This window comes from Stenotrophomonas sp. YJH_SMC_80, assembly GCF_059372495.1.
This window is the reverse complement of sequence record NZ_JCAFVP010000005.1, coordinates 63,773-83,262: the sequence shown is the minus strand read 5'-3', so window position 1 is coordinate 83,262 and position 19,490 is coordinate 63,773. Positions and strand designations below refer to the sequence as shown.

At 66.7% G+C, this 19,490-nt stretch carries 21 protein-coding genes; 13 read left to right on the top strand and 8 right to left on the bottom strand.

The annotated features are described in order from the left end of the window. Positions 1-34: 34 nt before the first annotated feature. Positions 35-1,414: an aminotransferase-like domain-containing protein gene (locus tag AC5P99_RS10725; RefSeq protein WP_088431379.1), complete on the top strand. Its 1,380-nt coding sequence runs from the start codon at positions 35-37 to the stop codon at positions 1,412-1,414. Here the strand turns inward: AC5P99_RS10725 and AC5P99_RS10720 are convergent. Continuing rightward, complete coding sequence (locus AC5P99_RS10720) at positions 1,353-2,297, bottom strand: LysR substrate-binding domain-containing protein (protein WP_495213150.1); 945 nt, start codon at positions 2,295-2,297, stop codon at positions 1,353-1,355. The two genes, AC5P99_RS10725 and AC5P99_RS10720, sit on opposite strands and share 62 nt — an antisense overlap. A gap of 115 nt (positions 2,298-2,412) precedes the next feature. Between AC5P99_RS10720 and AC5P99_RS10715 the strand changes: the two genes are divergently transcribed. Beyond that, entirely contained in the window at positions 2,413-3,111 is a 699-nt protein-coding gene (locus tag AC5P99_RS10715) for a glutathione S-transferase family protein (protein WP_495213149.1), read from the top strand. Positions 3,112-3,199: 88 nt separating this feature from the next. Continuing rightward, the gene (locus AC5P99_RS10710; RefSeq protein ID WP_495213148.1) at positions 3,200-3,874 is read left to right on the top strand and encodes a class I SAM-dependent methyltransferase; all 675 of its coding nucleotides are present in this window, start codon (positions 3,200-3,202) and stop codon (positions 3,872-3,874) included. A 3-nt stretch (positions 3,875-3,877) separates the two neighbouring features. On the opposite strand, the gene smqnr is transcribed toward AC5P99_RS10710, so the two are convergent. Further along, positions 3,878-4,525, bottom strand: coding sequence for a SmQnr family pentapeptide repeat protein (smqnr, locus tag AC5P99_RS10705; protein WP_044569588.1), 648 nt, complete (start codon positions 4,523-4,525; stop codon positions 3,878-3,880). Positions 4,526-4,682: 157 nt separating this feature from the next. Between smqnr and AC5P99_RS10700 the strand changes: the two genes are divergently transcribed. Together AC5P99_RS10700 and AC5P99_RS10695 are read left to right on the top strand one after the other, a co-directional pair. After that, positions 4,683-5,459 carry a DeoR/GlpR family DNA-binding transcription regulator gene (locus AC5P99_RS10700; protein ID WP_012479318.1) on the top strand — a complete coding sequence of 259 codons (777 nt, stop codon included), beginning with the start codon at positions 4,683-4,685 and terminating at the stop codon, positions 5,457-5,459. An 11-nt stretch (positions 5,460-5,470) separates the two neighbouring features. Further along, positions 5,471-6,604 (top strand): MFS transporter, encoded by a 1,134-nt coding sequence (locus AC5P99_RS10695; RefSeq protein WP_049459421.1) that lies wholly within the window; start codon positions 5,471-5,473, stop codon positions 6,602-6,604. 66 nt (positions 6,605-6,670) lie between these two features. On the opposite strand, the gene AC5P99_RS10690 is transcribed toward AC5P99_RS10695, so the two are convergent. From AC5P99_RS10690 to AC5P99_RS10665, 6 genes are all read right to left on the bottom strand, one after another. After that, the gene (locus AC5P99_RS10690) at positions 6,671-7,951 is read right to left on the bottom strand and encodes an RICIN domain-containing protein (protein ID WP_005408349.1); all 1,281 of its coding nucleotides are present in this window, start codon (positions 7,949-7,951) and stop codon (positions 6,671-6,673) included. A gap of 167 nt (positions 7,952-8,118) precedes the next feature. Continuing rightward, complete coding sequence (locus AC5P99_RS10685; RefSeq protein ID WP_464048510.1) at positions 8,119-9,624, bottom strand: PepSY domain-containing protein; 1,506 nt, start codon at positions 9,622-9,624, stop codon at positions 8,119-8,121. A gap of 11 nt (positions 9,625-9,635) precedes the next feature. Continuing rightward, positions 9,636-11,774, bottom strand: coding sequence for a TonB-dependent receptor (locus tag AC5P99_RS10680; protein ID WP_495213147.1), 2,139 nt, complete (start codon positions 11,772-11,774; stop codon positions 9,636-9,638). A gap of 128 nt (positions 11,775-11,902) precedes the next feature. Further along, positions 11,903-12,289, bottom strand: coding sequence for a DUF2946 family protein (locus AC5P99_RS10675; RefSeq protein WP_495213146.1), 387 nt, complete (start codon positions 12,287-12,289; stop codon positions 11,903-11,905). 211 nt (positions 12,290-12,500) lie between these two features. Continuing rightward, positions 12,501-12,755, bottom strand: coding sequence for a hypothetical protein (locus AC5P99_RS10670; protein WP_495213145.1), 255 nt, complete (start codon positions 12,753-12,755; stop codon positions 12,501-12,503). Between the two features lie 11 nt (positions 12,756-12,766). Next, positions 12,767-12,991 carry a hypothetical protein gene (locus AC5P99_RS10665; RefSeq protein ID WP_005408344.1) on the bottom strand — a complete coding sequence of 75 codons (225 nt, stop codon included), beginning with the start codon at positions 12,989-12,991 and terminating at the stop codon, positions 12,767-12,769. A 486-nt stretch (positions 12,992-13,477) separates the two neighbouring features. Here AC5P99_RS10665 and AC5P99_RS10660 point away from each other — a divergent pair, with 486 nt between their 5' ends. The 8 genes from AC5P99_RS10660 (at position 13,478) to AC5P99_RS10625 (ending at position 19,217) form a co-directional block, all read left to right on the top strand. Beyond that, on the top strand, positions 13,478-15,814 hold the full coding sequence (locus AC5P99_RS10660; protein WP_495213144.1) for a VapE domain-containing protein: 2,337 nt from the start codon (positions 13,478-13,480) through the stop codon (positions 15,812-15,814). After that, positions 15,815-16,096 (top strand): DUF7696 family protein, encoded by a 282-nt coding sequence (locus AC5P99_RS10655; RefSeq protein WP_495213143.1) that lies wholly within the window; start codon positions 15,815-15,817, stop codon positions 16,094-16,096. It abuts the gene before it with no gap. A 64-nt stretch (positions 16,097-16,160) separates the two neighbouring features. Next, entirely contained in the window at positions 16,161-16,388 is a 228-nt protein-coding gene (locus AC5P99_RS10650; RefSeq protein WP_241876225.1) for a hypothetical protein, read from the top strand. A 41-nt stretch (positions 16,389-16,429) separates the two neighbouring features. Continuing rightward, on the top strand, positions 16,430-17,068 hold the full coding sequence (locus AC5P99_RS10645; protein WP_495213142.1) for a deoxynucleotide monophosphate kinase family protein: 639 nt from the start codon (positions 16,430-16,432) through the stop codon (positions 17,066-17,068). A gap of 152 nt (positions 17,069-17,220) precedes the next feature. Next, entirely contained in the window at positions 17,221-17,604 is a 384-nt protein-coding gene (locus AC5P99_RS10640; protein WP_033835195.1) for a hypothetical protein, read from the top strand. A 355-nt stretch (positions 17,605-17,959) separates the two neighbouring features. Next, a complete protein-coding gene (locus AC5P99_RS10635) occupies positions 17,960-18,388 on the top strand; it encodes a helix-turn-helix domain-containing protein (protein WP_223846372.1) in 429 nt (142 codons plus the stop codon). Beyond that, on the top strand, positions 18,385-18,735 hold the full coding sequence (locus tag AC5P99_RS10630; RefSeq protein ID WP_005408337.1) for a hypothetical protein: 351 nt from the start codon (positions 18,385-18,387) through the stop codon (positions 18,733-18,735). Before AC5P99_RS10635 ends, AC5P99_RS10630 begins: the two co-directional genes overlap by 4 nt. Beyond that, positions 18,732-19,217 (top strand): glycoside hydrolase family 24 protein, encoded by a 486-nt coding sequence (locus AC5P99_RS10625; RefSeq protein ID WP_012479306.1) that lies wholly within the window; start codon positions 18,732-18,734, stop codon positions 19,215-19,217. Before AC5P99_RS10630 ends, AC5P99_RS10625 begins: the two co-directional genes overlap by 4 nt. The last annotated feature ends 273 nt before the right edge of the window (positions 19,218-19,490 follow it).

Below are 19,490 nucleotides of genomic sequence, written 5' to 3'. Positions count from 1 at the left end.
ACTGTACTGCCCACACTTCCACTACGGTTCCACCATGCCGCGCCCGCTTACCCGCATCGAATCGGTCATCCAGACCGTCCGCACCCGCATCAGTGCACGGGTGGATGGCCCCGGCTCACGCCTGCCTTCGGTTCGTGCGCAGGCTGCGACGATGGGGGTTTCGGTCTCCACCGTGGTCGAAGCCTACGAGCGCCTGGCGGCCGAAGGCCTGATCAGTGCGCGCGCAGGCTCGGGCTTCTACGTCAGTGGCCCGGCCGCACCGCTGGCGCTGGCCGAACTGGAGCCACGGCTGGATCGCGCGGTGGATCCGCTGTGGGTATCACGGCAATCGCTGGAAACGCCCGCGGGCGACCTCAAGCCAGGGTGCGGCTGGATGCCCAGTGACTGGCTGTATCACGATGGCGTGCGCCGCGGCCTGCGCCGGCTGGCGCGTGCCGATGCCATGCAACTGGTGGACTACGCCGCCCCGCTCGGGCTGCCCGCGTTGCGCCAGCTGCTGCAAAGGCGCAGCGCCACGCTTGGCATCGATGCACCGGTGGAGCAGATCCTGTTGACCGAATCCGGTACGCACGCGGTCGATCTGCTCTGCCGTTTCCTGCTCAAGCCCGGCGACTGCGTGCTGGTCGATGACCCGAGCTACTTCAACTACCACGCGCTGCTCAAGGCGCACCAGGTGCAGGCCATCGGCGTGCCGTACACGCACAGCGGCCCGGACCTGGAGGCGTTCGCGCAGGCCCTGCAGGCACATTCGCCGCGGCTGTACATCACCAATTCCGGATTGCACAACCCGACCGGCGCGGTGCTTTCCGCGAGCACCGCACACCGCCTGCTGGGCCTGGCCGAACGCAGCGAACTGATCATCATCGAGGATGACATCTTCGCCGACTTCGAACTGCAGCCGGCACCGCGGCTGGCCGCGCTCGATGGACTGTCACGGGTGATCCACGTCGGCAGTTTCTCCAAGACGCTGTCGGCAGCCTCGCGCTGCGGCTACATCGCTGCGCGCCACGACTGGATAGAGGCATTGACCGACCTGAAGCTGGCGACCAGCTTCGGCGGTGGCCATCTGGCCGCGCAGTTGATGCACATCGCGCTGACCGACAGCGGTTACCGCCGCCACATGCAGTCGATACGTTCGCGGCTGGCCGATGCACGCCGGCACACACTGCGGAAGCTGCAGATGCTGGGCATCACGCCGTGGCTGCAGCCGGAAGCCGGCCTGTTCCTGTGGTGCCAGCTGCCCGATGGCCGCGACGCCGCCGCACTGGCGCGGCAATGCCTGCGCGAAGGCATCGTGCTAGCGCCGGGCAATGCCTTCAGCCAATCGCAGCGCGCGGCCGACTATGTGCGTTTCAACGTTTCGCAGTGCCAGGACCCGAGGATCTGGCAGGTACTGGCGCGCGCGCTGCGTTGAGCTGGTAATGCGCGACCAGCGCATCCACCACCACGCGCACGCCCGGCAGCTGGCCGCGGCGATGCGGCAGCAGCACGCTGGTGGTGACTTCGCCGGCATGCCATGCCGGCAGCACCTGCTGCAGGCGGCCGGCGGCGATGGCCGCAGCACACAGGCTGTGTGGCAGCACGGTGATGCCAAGACCCGCTTCGGCCGCCGCGACCAGCAGCTGCGATTCATTGCCGACCAGCGCCACCTGCGGCTCCACCTGCACAGTGCGGGCGTCGGCGCCGTGCAGCGTCCAGCGCGTTGCATGGCGCGCGGTCAGCAGGCCGGCATGCGCGCGTAGCTGTTCGGGCGTGTCCAGTGCCGGCGCGGCTGCCAGATAACCAGGGGACGCCACCAGCACGATGCGTTCGCTACCGAGCATGCGCTGCACCAACCCGGAATCCGGCAGCGGACCGAAGTGGCTGCGCAGGGCGATGTCGATGCCTTCCTGCGCCAGGTCGATGAAACGATCACTCACTTCAACTTCGATACGCAGCCGTGGATAGCGGCGGGCCAACGCGGGCAGGCACGCGGCGAGTTCCCCCTGCACCACCGGAATCGAAGCGCTGATCCGCACGGTGCCGCTGGGTTCGGCCTGGCGGTCGCGGACGATGGCCTCGGCGGCTTCGACCTCAGACAACGCTGCGCGTGCGCGCTCGAAGAACTCCTGGCCGACCTCGGTCAATGCGAAGCGGCGCGAACTGCGCTGCAGCAGCCGCACCTGGAGCTGCTCTTCCAGCAGCGCCACGCGCTTGCTCAGGGTCGAGCGCGGCAGGCCCAGATGGCGCCCGCCTGCGGCGAACCCGCCCTGCTCCACCGCAGTCACGAACAGGGCCAGATCGTTGAGGTTGAGCATGCGCAACGTCCACAGATGTGGACTTCAGGATGCCATTCAAGCGGCTTCCGGGGCAATGTCCACGCAGGCACGCTTCCCTCACCCGCCGCATCGCGGCTTGAACCGGAAATCTGCCATGACCCCGATCCTCTTCTACGGCGTGCCCTCGGGCTGCTCGTTCGGCTCCATCGTCGCCCTGGAATGGCTGCGCCAGCCGTATCACCTGTGCCGCATCGACATGCCCGGCCAGGTGCAGGGCGAAGACTACCGCCGCCTCAATCCGCTGGGCGAAACCCCGACCCTGCGAACCGCGCAGGGCGAGCTGCTCAGCGAGAGCCTGGCCATCCTCAACCACCTGGCCGCGCTGGGTATCGCGCAGGGGCTGGGCTTCGCACAGGGCACCTCCGGCTTCGATCGCCTCAACCATCGGCTGGCCTATCTCAACACCAGTTTCTTCGGTGCCTACGCGCCGCTCTGGCACGCACTGGAGCATGCGGAAGGCGATGAAGGCGAGGCGCTGCATGCCTATGGCACCACCAAGGTGCGCCACGCCCACCAGGCGCTGGAGCAGATGATCGGCACGGGCCCGTGGCTGCTGGGCGAACAGCGCAGCTTTGCCGATGCCTACTTCGCCGGCATCGCGCGCTGGAACGACTATCACCAGGTGGTCGATCGTCGCGAGTACCCCAGGGTGCAGCAGCTGTTCGAGCGCCTGCAGGACGACGCCGGCGTGCAGTTCGCCCACGCCATCGAAGCGCAGCAGCCGGCAACCAGCAGCGGTGGCTTCCTCGGCGAGGTGCGGCTGGAAGACGTGCTTGAGGCAGCAGCGGCCTGAGCCCTGTCCTGCCCGTGTGGCAGCGGCGCGCAATGCCTCTTGCGCGCCGCGCTACAGTGGTATGTCCCCCCGCCGCAGGAATCCGCGCATGTCCACGTTCTCCGATCCGCAGGCGGTGGCCCGCTATGCCGAAGCGCCGCTGCGCCAGGTGCCCGGTTTCCTCGCGTTGCAGCAGATGAGCCGCCTGCTGCTGGCCGAACGCGTTCCCGCGCAGGGCCGTGTGCTGGTGCTGGGCGCCGGTGGCGGGCTGGAGCTGAAGGCTTTTGCCGAGGCGCAGCCGGGCTGGCAGCTGCTGGGCGTGGATCCGGCCGCGCCGATGCTGGCCCTGGCCGAGCAGACACTGGGTCCACTGATGCCGCGCGTGCAGCTGCTGGAAGGCTACATCGACGATGCCCCGGACCTGCGCTTCGATGGGGCCAGCTGCCTGCTGACCCTGCACTTCCTCGACGCCGCGCAGCGCCTGCACACGCTGCGCGAGCTGCACAGGCGCCTGCAGCCCGGCGCACCGCTGGTGGTGGCCCACCACAGCGTGCCGCAGGATCCGGCCGGCAAGCTGCGCTGGTTGCAGCGCTACGCAGCGTTCGCCGAAGCCTCGGGCGTTGCCCACGCCGATGCACAGCGCGCGATCGAGGCCATTGCCGAGCGGCTGCCGCTGCTGGCCCCCGAACAGGAAGTGGCGCTGCTGCAGGAGGCCGGCTTCGACGGCGTGGAGCTGTTCTACGCAGGCTTCAGCTTCAAGGGCTGGGTGGCGTACGCCGGGTGATGCCTACGGCACCACGGTGATGCCGATGCGCTGCATCAACAGCGCCACCTGCTGCACGTCCAGCGTGGCACCACGCAGGTTGGTGCTGCGCAGGTCCAGCTCACCCAGCTCCGAGTTGGTCAGGTCGCAGTCGGTGAAGTTGGCGCTGTTCCAGTCGATGCCCTCGAACTGGCCGCCGGACAGGTCCGAGCCGGCGAAGCTGGCGCCACTCACATTCGCGCCATCCCATCGGTTTTCCCACAGCTCGCACTTTTCCAGCGTTACCCGCGAAAAATTGGCATAGCGCAGGTTCGACTTCTTGATGAACGCGCTGCAGAACCAGCTGCGCGTGGTGATCTGGTTCATGAAGCTGGCGTTGCTGAAATCCGCGCCCTGCGCACGGCACTCGCTGATCTCCAGGCCCAGCGCCTTGATGAAATTGAAATGGCACATGCTGATATCGCAGCTGCGGAAACTGGCTTCCTTCAGCGTGGCGCCATTGAAGCGGCAGCCGGCGCGGCTGTCGGCATCGTAGAAACTGCAGTTGATGAACTCGGTGCCGGTCAGGTCCGCACCGGAGAAATCGCACTCGTGGAACTGCTGGTCGACCACTTTCTGGCCGGTGTACTGGTCCGCGCCGATGCGCAGCTTGCGGTGAACGGTGGGAGACATCAGGGATTCCATGCCAAGTGCCCCGCCATGATGCCGGGCCGCGAGGCCGATCCATAGACCCCGGGGCGGGCGGGTTCACCGGCAGTCCAGCCGCCCTGTGCCCTCCCGACCAATGCATGTTGTTGCATGATTATGCACGAACGTGCAGACTTGCGGCATGAGCGCCGACCCCAGCCCCCTCCCCGCCCAGCGCACCCGGCAGATCCTCGAGGAGCTGCGCCAGCAGGGCCGCGTGGTCGCCGCCGAACTGGCGCGCCGTTATGCCGTCTCCGAAGATTCGATCCGCCGCGACCTGCGCGAGCTCGCCGCCCAGGGCCTGTGCCAGCGCGTCTACGGCGGCGCCGTGCTGCCGCCGCCCAAGGAACGGCCGCTGCGCGAGCGCCTGACCCGCGACCGCGGCGACAAGGCCGAGCTGGCCGCCCGCGTCTGCGCGCTGCTGCAACCCGGCCAGGTGGTACTGCTCGATGCCGGTTCGACCAATCTGGCGATCGCCCAGCAGCTGCCGGCCGCTCTCGGGCTGACGGTGATCACCAATGCCCCGCAGATCGCCACCGCCGCCAGCATGCTCGAAGGCACTTCAGTGCAGCTGATCGGCGGGCGCCTGGCCAGCGGTGGCGGTGCGGTCGGTGCCGAGGCGTTGGCCCAGGTGCAGCGCCTGCGTGCCGACGTGTACCTGCCCGGCCCCTGCGCGGTGGACGGCGACACCGGTGTGTGGGCAATGGATTCGGAAGAAGCCACGCTGAAGCGTGCGATGGTGGCCTGCAGCAGCCGCGTCATCGTCGCCGCCACCACTGAAAAGCTCGGTGCCCGCGGCAACTGGCAGATCGCCAGCCTGGACGAGATCGACGACCTGGTGCTGACCACCACCGCACCGCCCGCCTTGGCGGCTCGCTTCCACGCCGCCGGTATCGCGGTGCACCCCACGCCTCCCTGACCGTACTGCTCATGTCCCTTGCCAACCGCGCGCGTGCCGAACAGCACGCGACCCGCGCTGCGTTCTTCATTCCCGGCTTCGCCACCGCGTTGTGGGCCACCCTGGTGCCATTCGCCAAAGCGCGCACCGGGATCAATGACGCCACGCTGGGGCTGGTGCTGCTCTGCCTCGGTGCCGGCTCGCTGCTGGCGATGCCCTTGTCCGGCGTGCTGGCCGCACGCCTCGGTTGCCGCCGGGTGATGGTGGCCAGCAGCCTGCTGATCTGCCTGACCGTGCCCGGCCTGGCCCTGGCGGGTTCGGCCTGGACGCTGGGCGTGGTGCTGTTCGTGTTCGGTGCGGCCGTGGGCGCGATGGACTGCACGATGAACGTGCAGGCCGTCATCGTCGAGCGCGAAGCACGGCGGGTGATGATGTCTGGCTTCCATGCTTTCTTCAGCATTGGCGGCTTCCTCGGCGCGGCCACCATGACCGTGCTGCTGTCCGCACAGTTGCCGCCCTTGGCATCGGTGCTGATCGGTGTCGGCACCATGCTGCTGGTGACGCTGTTGTCGGCGACCTACTGGCACAGCGAACGCATGCCGCACGACACACCGATGCTGGCCCTGCCGCATGGCATCGTGCTGTTCATCGGCGTGCTGGCGTTCGTCGCCTTCCTCGGCGAAGGTGCGATGCTCGACTGGAGCGCGGTGTTCCTCAGCGATGTACGTCGCGTCGATGCCAGCCTCGCCGGCGTCGGCTATGTGACCTTCACCCTGACCATGACGGTCGCGCGCCTGTTCGGCGATGCACTGGTGGCACGCGTGGGCCGCCAGCGCGCGATCGTGTTCGGCGCGCTGCTCGCCGCTGCCGGCGTGCTGGTGCTGACCCTGGTCACGCCGTGGCAGGCATCATTGGCGGGCTATGTGCTGGTCGGCCTCGGTTGCGCCAACATCGCGCCCGCGCTGTTCTCGCTGGCCGGCCACCAGACCCGCATGCCCGGCGCGCTAGCCATCACCGCCGTTTCCACGCTGGGCTTTGCCGGCATCCTTGCCGGACCGGCGTTGATCGGCTTTGCCGCCAATCATTTCGGTCTGATTGCTGCGTTCATCGGTGTGGCCACGGCCTTGTTGCTGGTGGCCGTGTCCACACGTTGGCTGCGGGTGTGACGCCTGTACGGAACCGCGCGCCCGAAGGCACGCGGTTCCAGAGCATGACATCAGCCCTGGCTCTCCTCAGTAGGAGGAGAACTGCCAGCGCTGGTTGTCGCCACCATGGCACATCCACATGTGCACCTTGGAGCCATTGGTGTTGCCCAGGCCAGGATCATCCAGGCACATGTTGGTCTGCGGATTGCGGATCTCGCCGACCAGGCGCCACGACTGGTGCGCACCGCCGTTGCAGGACCACATGCGGATCGCATTGCCGTCATGGCTTGCGCCGTCGGCTGCCTCCAGGCACTTCCCGCCCAGCCCGCGGATCGATCCATCCGAACCCAGTTCGAAGCGCTGCTGCGGTACACCCGTACAGTCCCACAGCTGTACGCGGGTGCCATCTGCCGTGTTGGCGCCTTCCACATCCAGGCACTTGCCGCCGACACCGACGATCGAGCCGTTGGCCGGATTGAACTCCCACTTCTGGTTGGCAGTCTGTGCGTTGCTGTAAAGCTGGATCTTGGTGCCGTTGGCGCTGGAGGCGCCGATGGCGTCGAGCACCTTATCGCCCACGCCGACGATGGAGGTATTGGTGAACTTCCATGACTGGTTCCAATCACCGTGCGCGTCATACAGCTGGATCCGGCTTCCATTACTGGTGCCGTAACCTACGATATCGAGTACGCGGTTGCTGGGCACACCGGTGATGGTCGACGTGTTGGGCTTCACCGTCCACAACTGCTGCGGCGTGCCCGGCGTGCAGTCCCACACTTGGATGGCGGTACCCGGACCGGTGTTGGCGCCTTCGGCGTCGAGGCACTTGTTGCCTGCGCCGCGGATCTCACCAAAGGTTGGAATGTTGCGCAGGTTGATCGGCGCCGACACCGAACCTTGCGAGAACTGGCCATCGCCGCTGAAGGTGGCGGTGATCGATGCGGTGGTGAAGCCGGCGGGCACGGTGTAGTTCACCGCAACCTTGGCGGGGCTGCCATAGGCATAGCGATGCGTACAGAACTGGACATCGCGTGTTGCCGCATAGCAAGCCTGGTCAAGCTGGGAAACGAGACCTGCCATTGGTGTATTGGTCGTGCTGACCTGCACTTTACCCACCGCTTGGCCATTCACCTTGAATTCGACGAAGCCACCGATCTGCTCATTGCCCGGGATGTGATACAGCCCCAGCGCCTGGCCATCGACCTGCGCAGAAAGCTGGATCACCTGCCCCGGCGCCGGAAGGGCATTGGACACGGAAGCCGTGGTGGTGGTCGGGAGGTTGTAGAGACGCGGGAACGATTTGGCCTGCGCGCCCGCAGATGCCGCTGCAATTCCAATTGCGAGAACACCCATCGAAACGTAGTTCATCCTTGCTCCATTTACGTTGTGTGGAAATCCTATCCAGGGACCACCATTGAAACGCTGCAAGTACGGTGCCCCCTGCACTCCCTGGCCATCGACATCGACTGCGGGCCGCGGCCTTCATGGCCAGGAACTCCGGATAGTCTCACAGACGGCGCGCTCGCGGCAGGATGCTACCGCCGCCTGCGCCGCAGTTTCATCCGCAACCGGCGGTAGCCGATCACCGTGGCCGTTGCACACAACGCAGCGCCAGCCAGGCTCAGCAGCAGCAACACCGCCAGCCGGGCGGTGACCTGACGCAGCATCGCCGGCAGGTCCCAGCTGTGCAGGAAGTGGAACAGCCAGCGACCCACGCGCTCGCGACGCCCCATCGTCAGCAACGGGTCGCCAGTGGCCAGATCGAGGTAGACCCGCGTCGCCTCGGCATCGTCAAAATCAGCGACCGCCACCGGGAAGCGGCGTACCGCTGCGCCGTTCATGGCTTCCGGTGCACGCGGGTAGAAGTACGCATCCGCTGCATGCTGGACCCAGTACCCCTGCACGGGCGCATCGGACAACGCCCGCACCTTCTGCTGCAGCCATGCGGCCGGCAGCAACCGCGCAACCTGCAGATGACCATCACTGCCGGACACAATGCGGGTCTCGCCCTGCCCGTCCAGCAACACCGCGAACAGCTCACCATCGATGCGTCGCCACTGGATCTCCACCGGCTTGAAGCGCGCGTCGTCGACGGCCGCCAGCAGCGCCGCCGGTTCACCCAACGCGCCATCCACCGCCACCGTACCGCCACGATAGCGTCCGCTGTCCATCGCTTCACGCGTGCTGCTGAAAACTCCCAACGGATTCATCGACATCAGCCCGCTGAAGATCCAGGTGAATATGAAGGCCGCAGCCACCAGCCCGATCAGATGGTGCCAGCGCATCCAGGGCTCGACGTACGGCGTCTTCGCGCCAGTGCGGTAGTGCCCGCGGAAGCGCCAGCGCCACACACCCACCACGATGCCGCTGATCGCTGCCACCGAGCACAGCGCGGACAGCACGATCACCACCCACGTCCACACCGGGTCCACCGACTGCATGCGCAGGAAGTACAACCAGTGCAGCCAGGCGCCCGCATAGTTCCAGCGCTGCTGCACATGCGGTGCGTCCTGCACCACTTCGCCGGTGTGTGAGGACACATACACATCCCCTGGCTGCGCGCCGCCCACTTCAACCCGGTACAGCGGCCGATGCGCATCCAGCGCACGCGAATGCGTCCAGCGGTCTTCATCCACGCGTGTCGCGCCGACGAAGGCTTGGCCGCCCGCGAACTGTGCGGCGGATGCTTCGGCTCGCTGTGCCGACACCGGCAGCAGCGCCTGGCCGGTCACGGCAGACCAGGCGCCCACGTTGCTGCCATTGCGCACCACGTACGCAGGCTCGCCACGCAGCGTCGTCAGCGCCACAACCTCCGGCTCGGCCTGCACCACGGCAGGCAGTACCGACAGCCCCTGCAGATCGCGAGCATCCCCCAGCACCGGCAACGCCGCCAGCCGCTCACCGGGTGTCAGCTTCGGGTAACCAATGAACAGCATCACCATGCCGCTGACAAACCACAGCAACATCAGCAGGCATCCGCCGATGCCCAGCCAGCGGTGCACCAGATAGGTCCAGCGCTTGGCGGTGGATCGCAACGTCATCGCCAGCCTCCTCAGAAGCGATGATCGACGGTGAATTCGACGCGCCGGTCCGCACCCAGCAGCCACTGCGTGCTGGTGTAGTACGCGGTGGCGTAGTACGCCTTGTCGAACACGTTGAACAGCCGCGCCGACAGCCGCGTGCGCGGTGCCGCCTGCCAGGTCAGTGCCAGGTCGGTGGTGCTGTAGCCGGGCAGCTCCAAGGTGTTGGCGTTGTCGGCGTAGCGCTTGCCGACGTAACGCACGCCGCCCGCCGCACTCCAGTCCGGTGCAAACTGCCAGCTCAGCCACACATTGGCCAGGCGCTCGGCCACGTTCGGTGGCACGTTGCCATCACGCGACACCAGCACCGCCGGCGAACCGGTGGTTTCCAGGAAGTCCTCGAACTCGGCCTTCAGCACCGTGGCATTGGCATCGAGCGACCAGCGCGGCGCGAAGTTCCAGTTCAAGGACGCCTCAATGCCACGCGAGGTCTGTGCGCCCACCTGCACGCGGCGATCCGGCACCAGCGGATCGCGGCTGAGCAGCCCGGTCTTGCGGATGCGGTACGCCGCCAGCGTCCACTCGCCGCCATCGAAGGCCTGCTTCAGGCCCACCTCGATCTGCCGGCCCTTGGCCAGGTCGAAGGCACCGTTGGCCGGGCTGATCATCAACAGGCCACTGACCGGGTCCGCCGCCTGCGAGTACTGCGCATACAGGCTCAGCGTCGGCCGCAACGCGAACACCGTGCCTGCACGCCAGCCGGTGCTGCGGTAGGTCTTCGAGAACGCGTTCTGGCCGCTGATCAGATCGGCACGATCAATGCGCGCGCGGTCGTGGCGCAGCCCACCCAGCACCGACCAGCGCTCGCTCAGCGCCAAGCGGTCTTCCACGAACAGCGCGTACTGCTCGGCACGATTACGGTAGCGCGGCAGGTTCGGCGCGTCGCTGGTGAACTGGCCCGGCACCGGATCGAACGGATCGACCGGGCCCGAGCTGCCGGCATAGGTGTTGTTGGTGTGCTTGAAGTGCGCGCGGTTGGCATCGAGGCCCACGGCGAAGCTGTTGGCCAGGCCCGCAATGTTCCCCTGTACCCTCAGCGTCGAGGTCAACCCGGTCTGGTCCTGGTCGTGGGTGATCTCGGTATTGCCTGAGCGATCGATCAAGCCGGTAGCGCGGTTGTAGACGTAGGCTTCGGCATTGCGCCAATCGCGCTGGCTGTCGATCTGGTAGAGGCGCGTGCGCCATTCGACGCTTGCGTTCGGCGTCCACAGCGCATCGAGCTGGGTCCAGCGGTCGCGGTAGCGGATGTCGCTGTCTTCCACGTTGTAGTTGCGGTGGCGCAGCGCCTCCAGCTGGCGGCCATCCACCAGTGGCGTGCCGAAGTAGCGCATCGGTTGCTGATAGCCTTCCGCATGGGTGAGCGACAGCTGCAGATCCGCACGCGGTTGCCACAGCAGTGCGCCGGAGAAGGTGGCATCACTACTGCGCCCGCGATCAACCCAGCCACCGCTGTAGTTGCCACTCACATCCAGCCGGTAGGCCAGCTCGGGCGTCAGCGCGCCGCCACTGCCGAAGCCCAGACGTGCGGTGTCCTCGCTGCCCACGGTCACGCTGATCTCGTTCTCGATGGCACCGCGCGTCGGCTTCTTTGGCACGATGTTGATGACCCCGCCAATGGCACCATCGCCATGGATGACCGAGGCCGGACCGCGCAGCACTTCGATGCGCTCGATGGACCAGGTATCGAACGGAAAGGTGATGCCCACGCCGCCATACTGGCGCAGCCCGTCATACAGGCGCATCACGGAAGCGCCATCGGTGAAGCCACGGCTGGACAGCGCACTCAGGCCGTTGCCCGGGTGCGGCATCGCACTGATCGCACCGGCGCGGCTGATCGCATCATTGAGGTTGGTGTCGCCGCGCTGTTCCAGCTGCTCGCGCGAAATCACCGTCAGGCTGGCCGGTGTCTGCAGCACGCTCAGGCCCAACGCAGAGCCTGCGCTGGAGGTGGAAGACAGCTCGCCGCTGCGGGTATCGACCACGCGCACGGTATCCAGCGTGGTCGGTGGTGCCGCATCGGCGGCAAGTACAGAGGCGGTGTGCAGGAGCAACGCGCACAGGACAGGCAGCGTCGCCCGGCGCAGGCGCGCGGAGTTGGGGTTCGTTTTCATCTGTTCACGGCATGCAAGGCCACCCTGCAATGGCAGGGCAGCAATCAGAAAGGGACAGACACGCGCGTGCGGGCACCGGCCGTGGCCGGCAACCTCATGAAAAAAGATCAATGCACCGCGCGTGTGGCTCAGGCAGCCATGAAGGCCGGTGGCCCGCGCGCTCCCAATGTGCCGCTGACCCGCTGCGGCAACGCCTGCACTGCACCACGCAGCGCACCGCATATCGATACCATCGGTGCCAACAGCAGCAATGCGGCCACCAGCAGGGTGATCAGCCGCGCGGCGATCAGGCAGTAGTCGCAGTCCACGCCCATCTCATGCGCGGCGTGTGGATCGGCGGGCGGCTTCTTTTCGACCTCGCCCTGCTGCATCGCCATCGCGTGGTGGTCGTGATGGCCCTCCATCGCATGCTGCGCATGCTGGGAATGGTCCATCGCCGCCACCGGCGCAGCGATAGCCACGTGACCGTGCGCCAGCCAACGGCTCACCAACGGGGCGAGCAGCACCAGCAGCATGGCAAGCCATGCCAGGGACTGGAACCGGCGGTGGAGGACAGAACGACGCACCCGGCCATTCTACGGGCCTGCGGTCAACCTTGGACCACGTTCAGGGTTGCCCGGCGGCCAGTGCGACGTTATGACGCAGCCTCCAGCGCAGGGGATCGTCCACTGCCCGAGGGGGACGGAAGGCAGCCTGGCCGGCCCCTTCCGCCCCCGCACCGGATGACTAGAACCGCGCCGGCTGCTGCACCGCGCGCTCCAGGAACATGACACCCGCCTGCAGGCTGTTGCGGGCGTTCTCCAACCAGCGCTCCGGATCGGCTACCGCGAATCGCTCCTGTGCATCCACATCACCCGAGTCGGCCAGATCAGCCAGCTGCAGATGGATGTGGTTCTCCACCAGGCTCACCAGCACGGCGAGCTCGGCCGATAAACCGGCGATGCGTTCGGTGAAGTCAGCGTCGTTGCTGTTCAGAGACATGTCCCCTGTTCCTATGCGTTGCGGTGTTGATGGATGGCTTCGAAACGCTCGGCACAGGCAGGCCCGCAGAACAGTCTTGCCGGATCGTTGTCGAAGTCCTCGCTGCAGTCCGGGTTGTGGCATTCCCCCATGGGAGTGAGAGGGGCAACGTTGCTGGCCCGCGTTGCGTGCTGGGCCAGGGCGCGTTGCAGGTGGCGCGCTTCCATTTCCTGCGCTTCGTCGATGGTGTCCGTCATGCGGGTTGTATTTTATCGAGGGGTGGTCGCACCGATTGAGAACGTCGCAACGACGGTCAACGACGCGGATTCCGCGGCGGATCGGCGTTCGTGGTTGCAGTGGATTTCAGGCATGCAGGCTCCTTGTGCACGGGCGCCCGAAGGCGCGATGGAGAGAAACGATGGGCCGTCGTTGACGGCGATCGCATCATCCGAAAACCGGTTCTCGCCAACTGCGACGCATCGGCACGATCACAGTGATCTGCGAACGCCATCGCAGATCCAATGCTTACTGGGTGGCCCCATTGCGATCAGGGATGTAAGGTGCTGGAAGGTGTTGCAAATGAAGCCCCGTTCCGACACCATGACCGTATCACCACTTCCATCACATCCTGACCACACTGCGTCGGTCGGCCGCTGCGTGACCTGCGCACGCCGGACACTGCACAGCACGTTGGCCGCCATCGGCCGCCGTGGACCGATCCACGTTCCCAGGGGCCTTGTCGAATGCACACACCGCATCCCACGCAGGACATCGTTCCCGCGTTCCTGCAGGCCATGCACGCGCACGGCATCGTGCCGGACGCGCGCGGCCGCGACGCGCTCAACGCCGATGGCACGCTGGTGCGCTTCCATGTGGAAGGCGACCGTCGTGGCACGCGCAATGGTTGGGCGGTGTTGTTTGGAGACCACGTGCCGGCCGGCGAGTTCGGCAGCTGGCGGACCGGCACCCGCCATGCCTGGTGCGCGAAATCGCCGACCGCGTTGAGCGCCGCCGAGCAGCGTGCCATCAGGCAACGCCAGGAGGCGGCCCGCAGCGAGCGCGAACGGCATCAGCGCGAACGCGAGGACGCCGCCGCCAAGGCGGCCAACGTGCTGTGGAACCGTGCCATTCCTGCCGATGCCCACCACCCGTATCTCGTACGCAAGGGCATCCACGCACATGGCCTGCGTGTGGCGCCATGGCCGGTGCGCAACAGCGATGGCCTTGTCTTCCGCCACATCGACAGCGCCCTGCTGGTACCGGTGATGAACAGCGCGGGCCGTATCGTCTCGTTGCAGGCGATCTTTCCCCGCGTGGATCCAGCACTTGGCCGCGACAAGGACTTCCTTTCCGGTGGCCGCAAGCAGGGCTGCTTCCATGTCATCGGCAAGCCGGTTACCGGCCAACCGATCGCCATTGCAGAGGGCTATGCCACCGCCGGATCCATCCATCAGGCCACGGGCTGGTGCGTGGTGGTGGCCTGGGATGCAGGCAACCTTGGCGCGGTCGCCCGAGCCTGGCGCGGCGCCATGCCGGACGCGTCATTCGTGCTGTGTGCCGACAACGATCAGTGGACGCGGCAGCCGCTGGACAACCCTGGCGTCACCCTGGCCACGCAGGCTGCCGCGGACATCGATGCCCGCGTGGTCTGGCCCGAGTTCGCCACGCTGCATGGCGACGATGACCGCCCTACCGACTTCAACGACCTGCATCTGCGCGAGGGGCTGGACACCGTGCGTGCCCAGTTGTTGCCCCCCATGCCGCCGGCAGGGGGCGACGACGTGGCGCTGGACGATGCGCCGTCATCGGCCAGCGCGCGCTACCAGGTGCCTGGCAACCTGTCCGCATTCGATGCCTTCACCCCGTTTCCCGATACCAACGCGCGCGGGCGGCCGTTGCCAACCGCCCGCAACCTGGCCGAGCTGTGCCGTCGTACCGGTGTGACCGTGCGCTACAACGTCATCCGCAAGGATCTGGAGATTCTGGTTCCTGGGCTGCAGACGACCGTGGACAACGCCAAGGAGGTCGCGGCGGGCGAAGTGATGGATTGCATGCACCGCGCCGGCATGGCCACCGCCAGCTTCGAGACCAACCTGTGCCAGGTGGCCGAAGCCAATCCCTACAACCCGGTAGCCAGCTGGATCACCTCACGGCCGTGGGATGGTCAGTCCCGCCTGCAGGCGTTCTTCGACACCGTGCAGGAAGCCAAGCCCACGCACATGGCCGACGGCCGCGTGCTGAAGGAAGTCCTGATGCGACGCTGGCTGATCTCCGGCGTGGCTGCGGCGTTTGAGCCCGATGGCGTGGTCGCGCGCGGCGTGCTGACGTTCGTTTCGAAACAGAACCTGGGCAAGACACGCTGGGCGCGGCAGCTGGCGCCGGTAGAGCTGCAACTGATCGCCGACGGGGTGGTGCTGGATCCGGCCAACAAGGACAGCGTCAAGCAGGTCATCTCCAGATGGATCGTCGAGCTGGGCGAAGTCGATGCCACCTTCCGCCGTACCGATATCGCGGCACTGAAATCATTCATCTCGCGCAGCCATGACGAGATCCGTCGCCCCTACGCGCGCACCGAATCCCGCTATGCGCGGCGCACCATCTTGTTTGCCAGTGTCAACGACGAACGCTTCCTCCGCGATGCCACCGGCAACACCCGCTGGTGGACCGTGCACGCCGTGGCGCTGGGCGAACCGGCGCGGATCGACATGCAGCAGGTCTGGGCTGAGGCCCATGCGTTGTACTGCAGTGGCGAGACCTGGCACTTGAGTGCCGAGGAACTGGATGCGCTCAATGCCACCAACAGCGAACACGAGCCCATCTCGCCGATCGCCGAACTGATCGATCGTCATTTCGACTGGTCGCTCCCTGCCGAACACTGGAGCGCGCATTACCGCGCCACCGAGATCGTCATCGCGGTGGGCATCGACAGGCCCAACCGTCGCGAGGTGAACGAGGCCGCCGCCTACGTGGTCAAACGCCATGGCGTACGCACCCGCGTGGTGGGCAAGGAACGCGCCAAAGTCTGGCTGATGCCAGAGCGCAGACGCACTCTCGCCGAGCATGCGGCAGGCCCGTTCTAGATGCCACGCATCCATGATGGTCGCGACGTTGACAGCGGCAGCGACGACTGGCGCCTGCACTGCGAAGCACGTCGCCTGCTGCAACTGGACGGCTACCGGCGCGTGGGCACCGACGGGCGCTGGACGACGGTCAGTCCGCGCCGGCACCGCCAACAGTATCTCGAGGGTGTCCTGGCCGCACGCGGCCCGGTTGAGCGTGAGCGTCTGGCAGCAGCGGCATTGCGGCTGTGGATCGCCAGCCCGCCCAACCGCACCATGATGCAAGTAGATGAAAGGTGTTGACTGGGAGCATCTACAGGGGCAAGATGCAGGTATCGGCCCGCCACCTTCCAGGAGCGCTTCCGCCATGTCCCGTCCCCGACTGCATGCCTTCGAAGGTGAGCAGCTGACCGTGCAGCAGATCCACCAGCGGGTACCGGTGCTGTCCGAGCGGACCATCCGCGACCACCTTGCTGCCGGCCGGCGTACCCGCACCGCCATGTTGTGCTTTGACCCGATCGCCGCAGCGGCCCGGGGAGGGCGCATCACCCAGCGCATCCTCCGCGCCCGCAGCGTCGCCGGTCGCGATTCCTGATCCTCCGGCACCTGCCGCATTTCTCCAGGAGTAGATTCCGCATGATTCCCGCCTCCCTCGACAGCGGTCATCGCCTGATTGCCGACACACTGGCCGCGTTCCGTGCCGGCCCTGCACTGGGCAGCATCGCCCTGCGGCCGGCGCCACGCTCTCGTGTGCCGCTCTACATCGGCATCGCCGGCAGCAAGCGCTCGGGCAAGGACACACTCGCCAATGGACTGGCGTCGGCGTTGTCACTGCCATGCGACAGCTTCGCGGCCCCACTGCGGCAATTGGTCGCCTCCCTCCTCGGGCTCTCCCTGCACGAACTGGACAACCGCAAGGAGGACGCCATCGACTGGCTGGCCGAACTCACCCCGCGCCACCTGATGCAGACCGCCGGTACCGAGTGGGGGCGTGACCGCGTCCATCCCGAGCTGTGGGTACGCTCGCTGTTCGCACGCCTGCCCGAGGGCGGGCTGGTACCCGACGTCCGCTTCGCCAATGAGGCCCGCGCGATCCGCCGTCGTGGTGGTGTCGTGATCCGCGTCAATCGCCCAGGCCATCGCAGCAGCGACCCTCATGCCAGCGAGCAGCCGCTGCCGCATGAGCTGGTCGACATCGAAGTCGACAATGACAGCACCCCGGCCGATCTGGTCCGCAGATCGCTGGACCAGCTGCGTTCGCGCGGTGTGATCTGATCCGGAATGCCGGCCCGCCATCCGGTCCATCCCCCGAACCCAGCGCAGGCCCCGACCCATCATCGGCGAAAATGATGTAAGGTCATCCCCCATCACCGACGACACCTGTCGTCACCCTGCATCCCCAACCCATTTCGCAAAGAGGAAACGCCATGGAGGTCGAACAGTTCACGTCGACGCGCCTGAAGGCCATCGAGTTGTTCAAGTCCCAGCCCAAGGGCAGCAAGGACATCGTGAGCCTGGATGCGATCTTCATCTCGCTGTGCACGCTGGCCACTGCCCGGGCAGGCGCAGGCAGCGCCCAGCAGACGCGTACCGTGGCCCGCCCGGGCAGCCAGCAGCCGCCCGCGCCATGGTTCGTCGAAACCCTTGCGGCCCTGAAGGGCAAGGGCGAGTCGATCACCGTGGCGCGCTTCCTGATGTTCGCCAACCGCTTCCCGGTCAAGCGCATGGACCAGGTCAACGCGGCACGCTGGCTGCGCGACGCCGGGTACATCCCCCGCAAGACCGGCGGCAACCTGGTGTTCGATCTTTGATCCAGCGCCCCCTGCAGTCCTGAAGCCCCGGCATCGTCCGGGGCTTTTTCGTTTCCGGCCAGTACACGGCGCATGAGGCTGTGTGGCAGGTGGCCGTCCTCACCCTGTACCTGCCCCATCCCCTTGATCTGCCTCTGTTCCTGCCAGGTGAGGACAACGAGTACGGATGTACAGGAAAACACCAGCGGCCAGAGCAAGCGGATTCGGCTCACTGCAAGCAGGCGTGTCGTGCTCCTCCCCCCTCCTCACGCACGACTGAACGTCTTCAGCGCACCGATATAAAAGTAGATGAAAGGTGTTGACTGGTCATGCGGGATGGCAACAGTGGAGATCAATGCCACTGAAGACATCCTCCATGAACGCCCTGCCCGACAGCATCCAGACCCTGGCCGAGGTCATCGGCGAATCCGCAGCCCTCACGCTGGTGCGTGCCTGGCCGCCGACCACCTCCAGCACCACCGGCCGTCACCGCGTCATCGTCTACGTACCCTCCACCCTGCCCGACCAGCACCGGCTGATCGACATCCTTGGCCACGACGTCGCCCAGCGGCTGGTCGCGCACTTCGGCGGCGAACTGTTGTTCCTGGCATCCTGCTTCGCTGCCGGCGCGCACGAACGCCGTGAACAGATTGCCCGCGCGGTCGCCAGCGGCATGCCACGCGACCATGTCGCGCGCGAGTTCGGCGTCTCACAGACCACCATCAAGCGCGCCCTGCGTGGTGCGCGCACCGCGTTGCCACCGGCTGTCCACCCGGCCCTGCTCAAGGGATACGCACGCGCATGAACGAGAGCGACCTGCTGGCTGGCGTGCCGGATTGGGCCAAGTACCTGGGCGGGACCTCGGGCGTGCTGATCGCGGTGTCGCTGTGGCTGCGCCAATGGTTGTCGTCGGCCAAGGTCGACCGCACCGCCGATGAAGCCACCAGCAACACCCTGCGCACCCTGCAGGAACAGCTCGCGGCCGAACGTACACGCGCTGATGGGCTGATGCACGAGCGCGAGGCAATGGCCCAGGAGATCGGGCAGCTGCGCGGTGAAGTCAGCGCCCTGCGTGCACAGATCGCCCAGCAGAGCGTACAGATAGACGCTCTGTTGAACCTGGTGCGCAAGCAGCCGGGGGCCGCCGCATGACCGCCGCGGCAGCCAGCGCCCTCGGTGGCGCCAACGTCGCCGCATTCCTGGACATGCTGGCGGTATCCGAAGGCACCGACATTCCGAACCAGCGCTCACGTGACCGCGGCTACGACGTCATCGTCGGTGGCCAGCTGTTCACCGACTACCGCGACCATCCCCGCGTGCTGGTGTCGTTGCCACGCTATGGCATCAAATCCAGCGCCGCCGGCCGCTACCAGTTCCTGCGCAGCACCTGGGATGACCTGCGCGCGCGACTGGGCCTGCCTGACTTCGGGCCAGTCTCCCAGGACCGTGCAGCAGTCGCCCTGCTGAAACAGTGTGGTGCCTACGAGCTGATCCGGCTGGGACGCTTCGATGCCGCCGTCACCGCGGCCCGGCGCATCTGGGCATCGCTGCCGGGCGCCGGCTACGGCCAGAAGGAGCACGCACTGGAAACACTGCGCGCGGCGTACCGTGCCGCCGGCGGAGCCCTGCAGTGACGCCCGCGGCACTGAGGTTGGGCATCGGGCTGCTGGTCCTTGCCGGCAGCCACGCGAGCTGCGCCTGGCTGGGATGGACCCTGCGCGACCGCACTGCGGACCTTGCCGTTGCCACCACCCGGGCAGCGCAGCAGGAGGCCCGCACCGATGCAGTCCAGCGCGCGCACCAACAGGCCCTCGCCAACACCGCCGCAGGCGCGCAGGCCGAATCACAGCGCTTGGCCCACCAAGCCCGGCACACCGAACAGTTCAACACCCTGCAACGGGACATCG

Excerpts from the sequence above, each read along its gene's own strand:
- AC5P99_RS10725 (WP_088431379.1), top strand. The coding sequence starts at position 35 with ATGCCGCGCCCGCTTACCCGCATCGAATCGGTCATCCAGACCGTCCGC.
- AC5P99_RS10720 (WP_495213150.1), bottom strand. The coding sequence starts at position 2,297 with ATGCTCAACCTCAACGATCTGGCCCTGTTCGTGACTGCGGTGGAGCAG.
- AC5P99_RS10715 (WP_495213149.1), top strand. The coding sequence starts at position 2,413 with ATGACCCCGATCCTCTTCTACGGCGTGCCCTCGGGCTGCTCGTTCGGC.
- AC5P99_RS10710 (WP_495213148.1), top strand. The coding sequence starts at position 3,200 with ATGTCCACGTTCTCCGATCCGCAGGCGGTGGCCCGCTATGCCGAAGCG.
- smqnr (WP_044569588.1), bottom strand. The coding sequence starts at position 4,525 with ATGTCTCCCACCGTTCACCGCAAGCTGCGCATCGGCGCGGACCAGTAC.
- AC5P99_RS10700 (WP_012479318.1), top strand. The coding sequence starts at position 4,683 with ATGAGCGCCGACCCCAGCCCCCTCCCCGCCCAGCGCACCCGGCAGATC.
- AC5P99_RS10695 (WP_049459421.1), top strand. The coding sequence starts at position 5,471 with ATGTCCCTTGCCAACCGCGCGCGTGCCGAACAGCACGCGACCCGCGCT.
- AC5P99_RS10690 (WP_005408349.1), bottom strand. The coding sequence starts at position 7,951 with ATGAACTACGTTTCGATGGGTGTTCTCGCAATTGGAATTGCAGCGGCA.
- AC5P99_RS10685 (WP_464048510.1), bottom strand. The coding sequence starts at position 9,624 with ATGACGTTGCGATCCACCGCCAAGCGCTGGACCTATCTGGTGCACCGC.
- AC5P99_RS10680 (WP_495213147.1), bottom strand. The coding sequence starts at position 11,774 with ATGAAAACGAACCCCAACTCCGCGCGCCTGCGCCGGGCGACGCTGCCT.
- AC5P99_RS10675 (WP_495213146.1), bottom strand. The coding sequence starts at position 12,289 with ATGCTGCTGGTGCTGCTCGCCCCGTTGGTGAGCCGTTGGCTGGCGCAC.
- AC5P99_RS10670 (WP_495213145.1), bottom strand. The coding sequence starts at position 12,755 with ATGTCTCTGAACAGCAACGACGCTGACTTCACCGAACGCATCGCCGGT.
- AC5P99_RS10665 (WP_005408344.1), bottom strand. The coding sequence starts at position 12,991 with ATGACGGACACCATCGACGAAGCGCAGGAAATGGAAGCGCGCCACCTG.
- AC5P99_RS10660 (WP_495213144.1), top strand. The coding sequence starts at position 13,478 with ATGCACACACCGCATCCCACGCAGGACATCGTTCCCGCGTTCCTGCAG.
- AC5P99_RS10655 (WP_495213143.1), top strand. The coding sequence starts at position 15,815 with ATGCCACGCATCCATGATGGTCGCGACGTTGACAGCGGCAGCGACGAC.
- AC5P99_RS10650 (WP_241876225.1), top strand. The coding sequence starts at position 16,161 with ATGTCCCGTCCCCGACTGCATGCCTTCGAAGGTGAGCAGCTGACCGTG.
- AC5P99_RS10645 (WP_495213142.1), top strand. The coding sequence starts at position 16,430 with ATGATTCCCGCCTCCCTCGACAGCGGTCATCGCCTGATTGCCGACACA.
- AC5P99_RS10640 (WP_033835195.1), top strand. The coding sequence starts at position 17,221 with ATGGAGGTCGAACAGTTCACGTCGACGCGCCTGAAGGCCATCGAGTTG.
- AC5P99_RS10635 (WP_223846372.1), top strand. The coding sequence starts at position 17,960 with ATGAACGCCCTGCCCGACAGCATCCAGACCCTGGCCGAGGTCATCGGC.
- AC5P99_RS10630 (WP_005408337.1), top strand. The coding sequence starts at position 18,385 with ATGAACGAGAGCGACCTGCTGGCTGGCGTGCCGGATTGGGCCAAGTAC.
- AC5P99_RS10625 (WP_012479306.1), top strand. The coding sequence starts at position 18,732 with ATGACCGCCGCGGCAGCCAGCGCCCTCGGTGGCGCCAACGTCGCCGCA.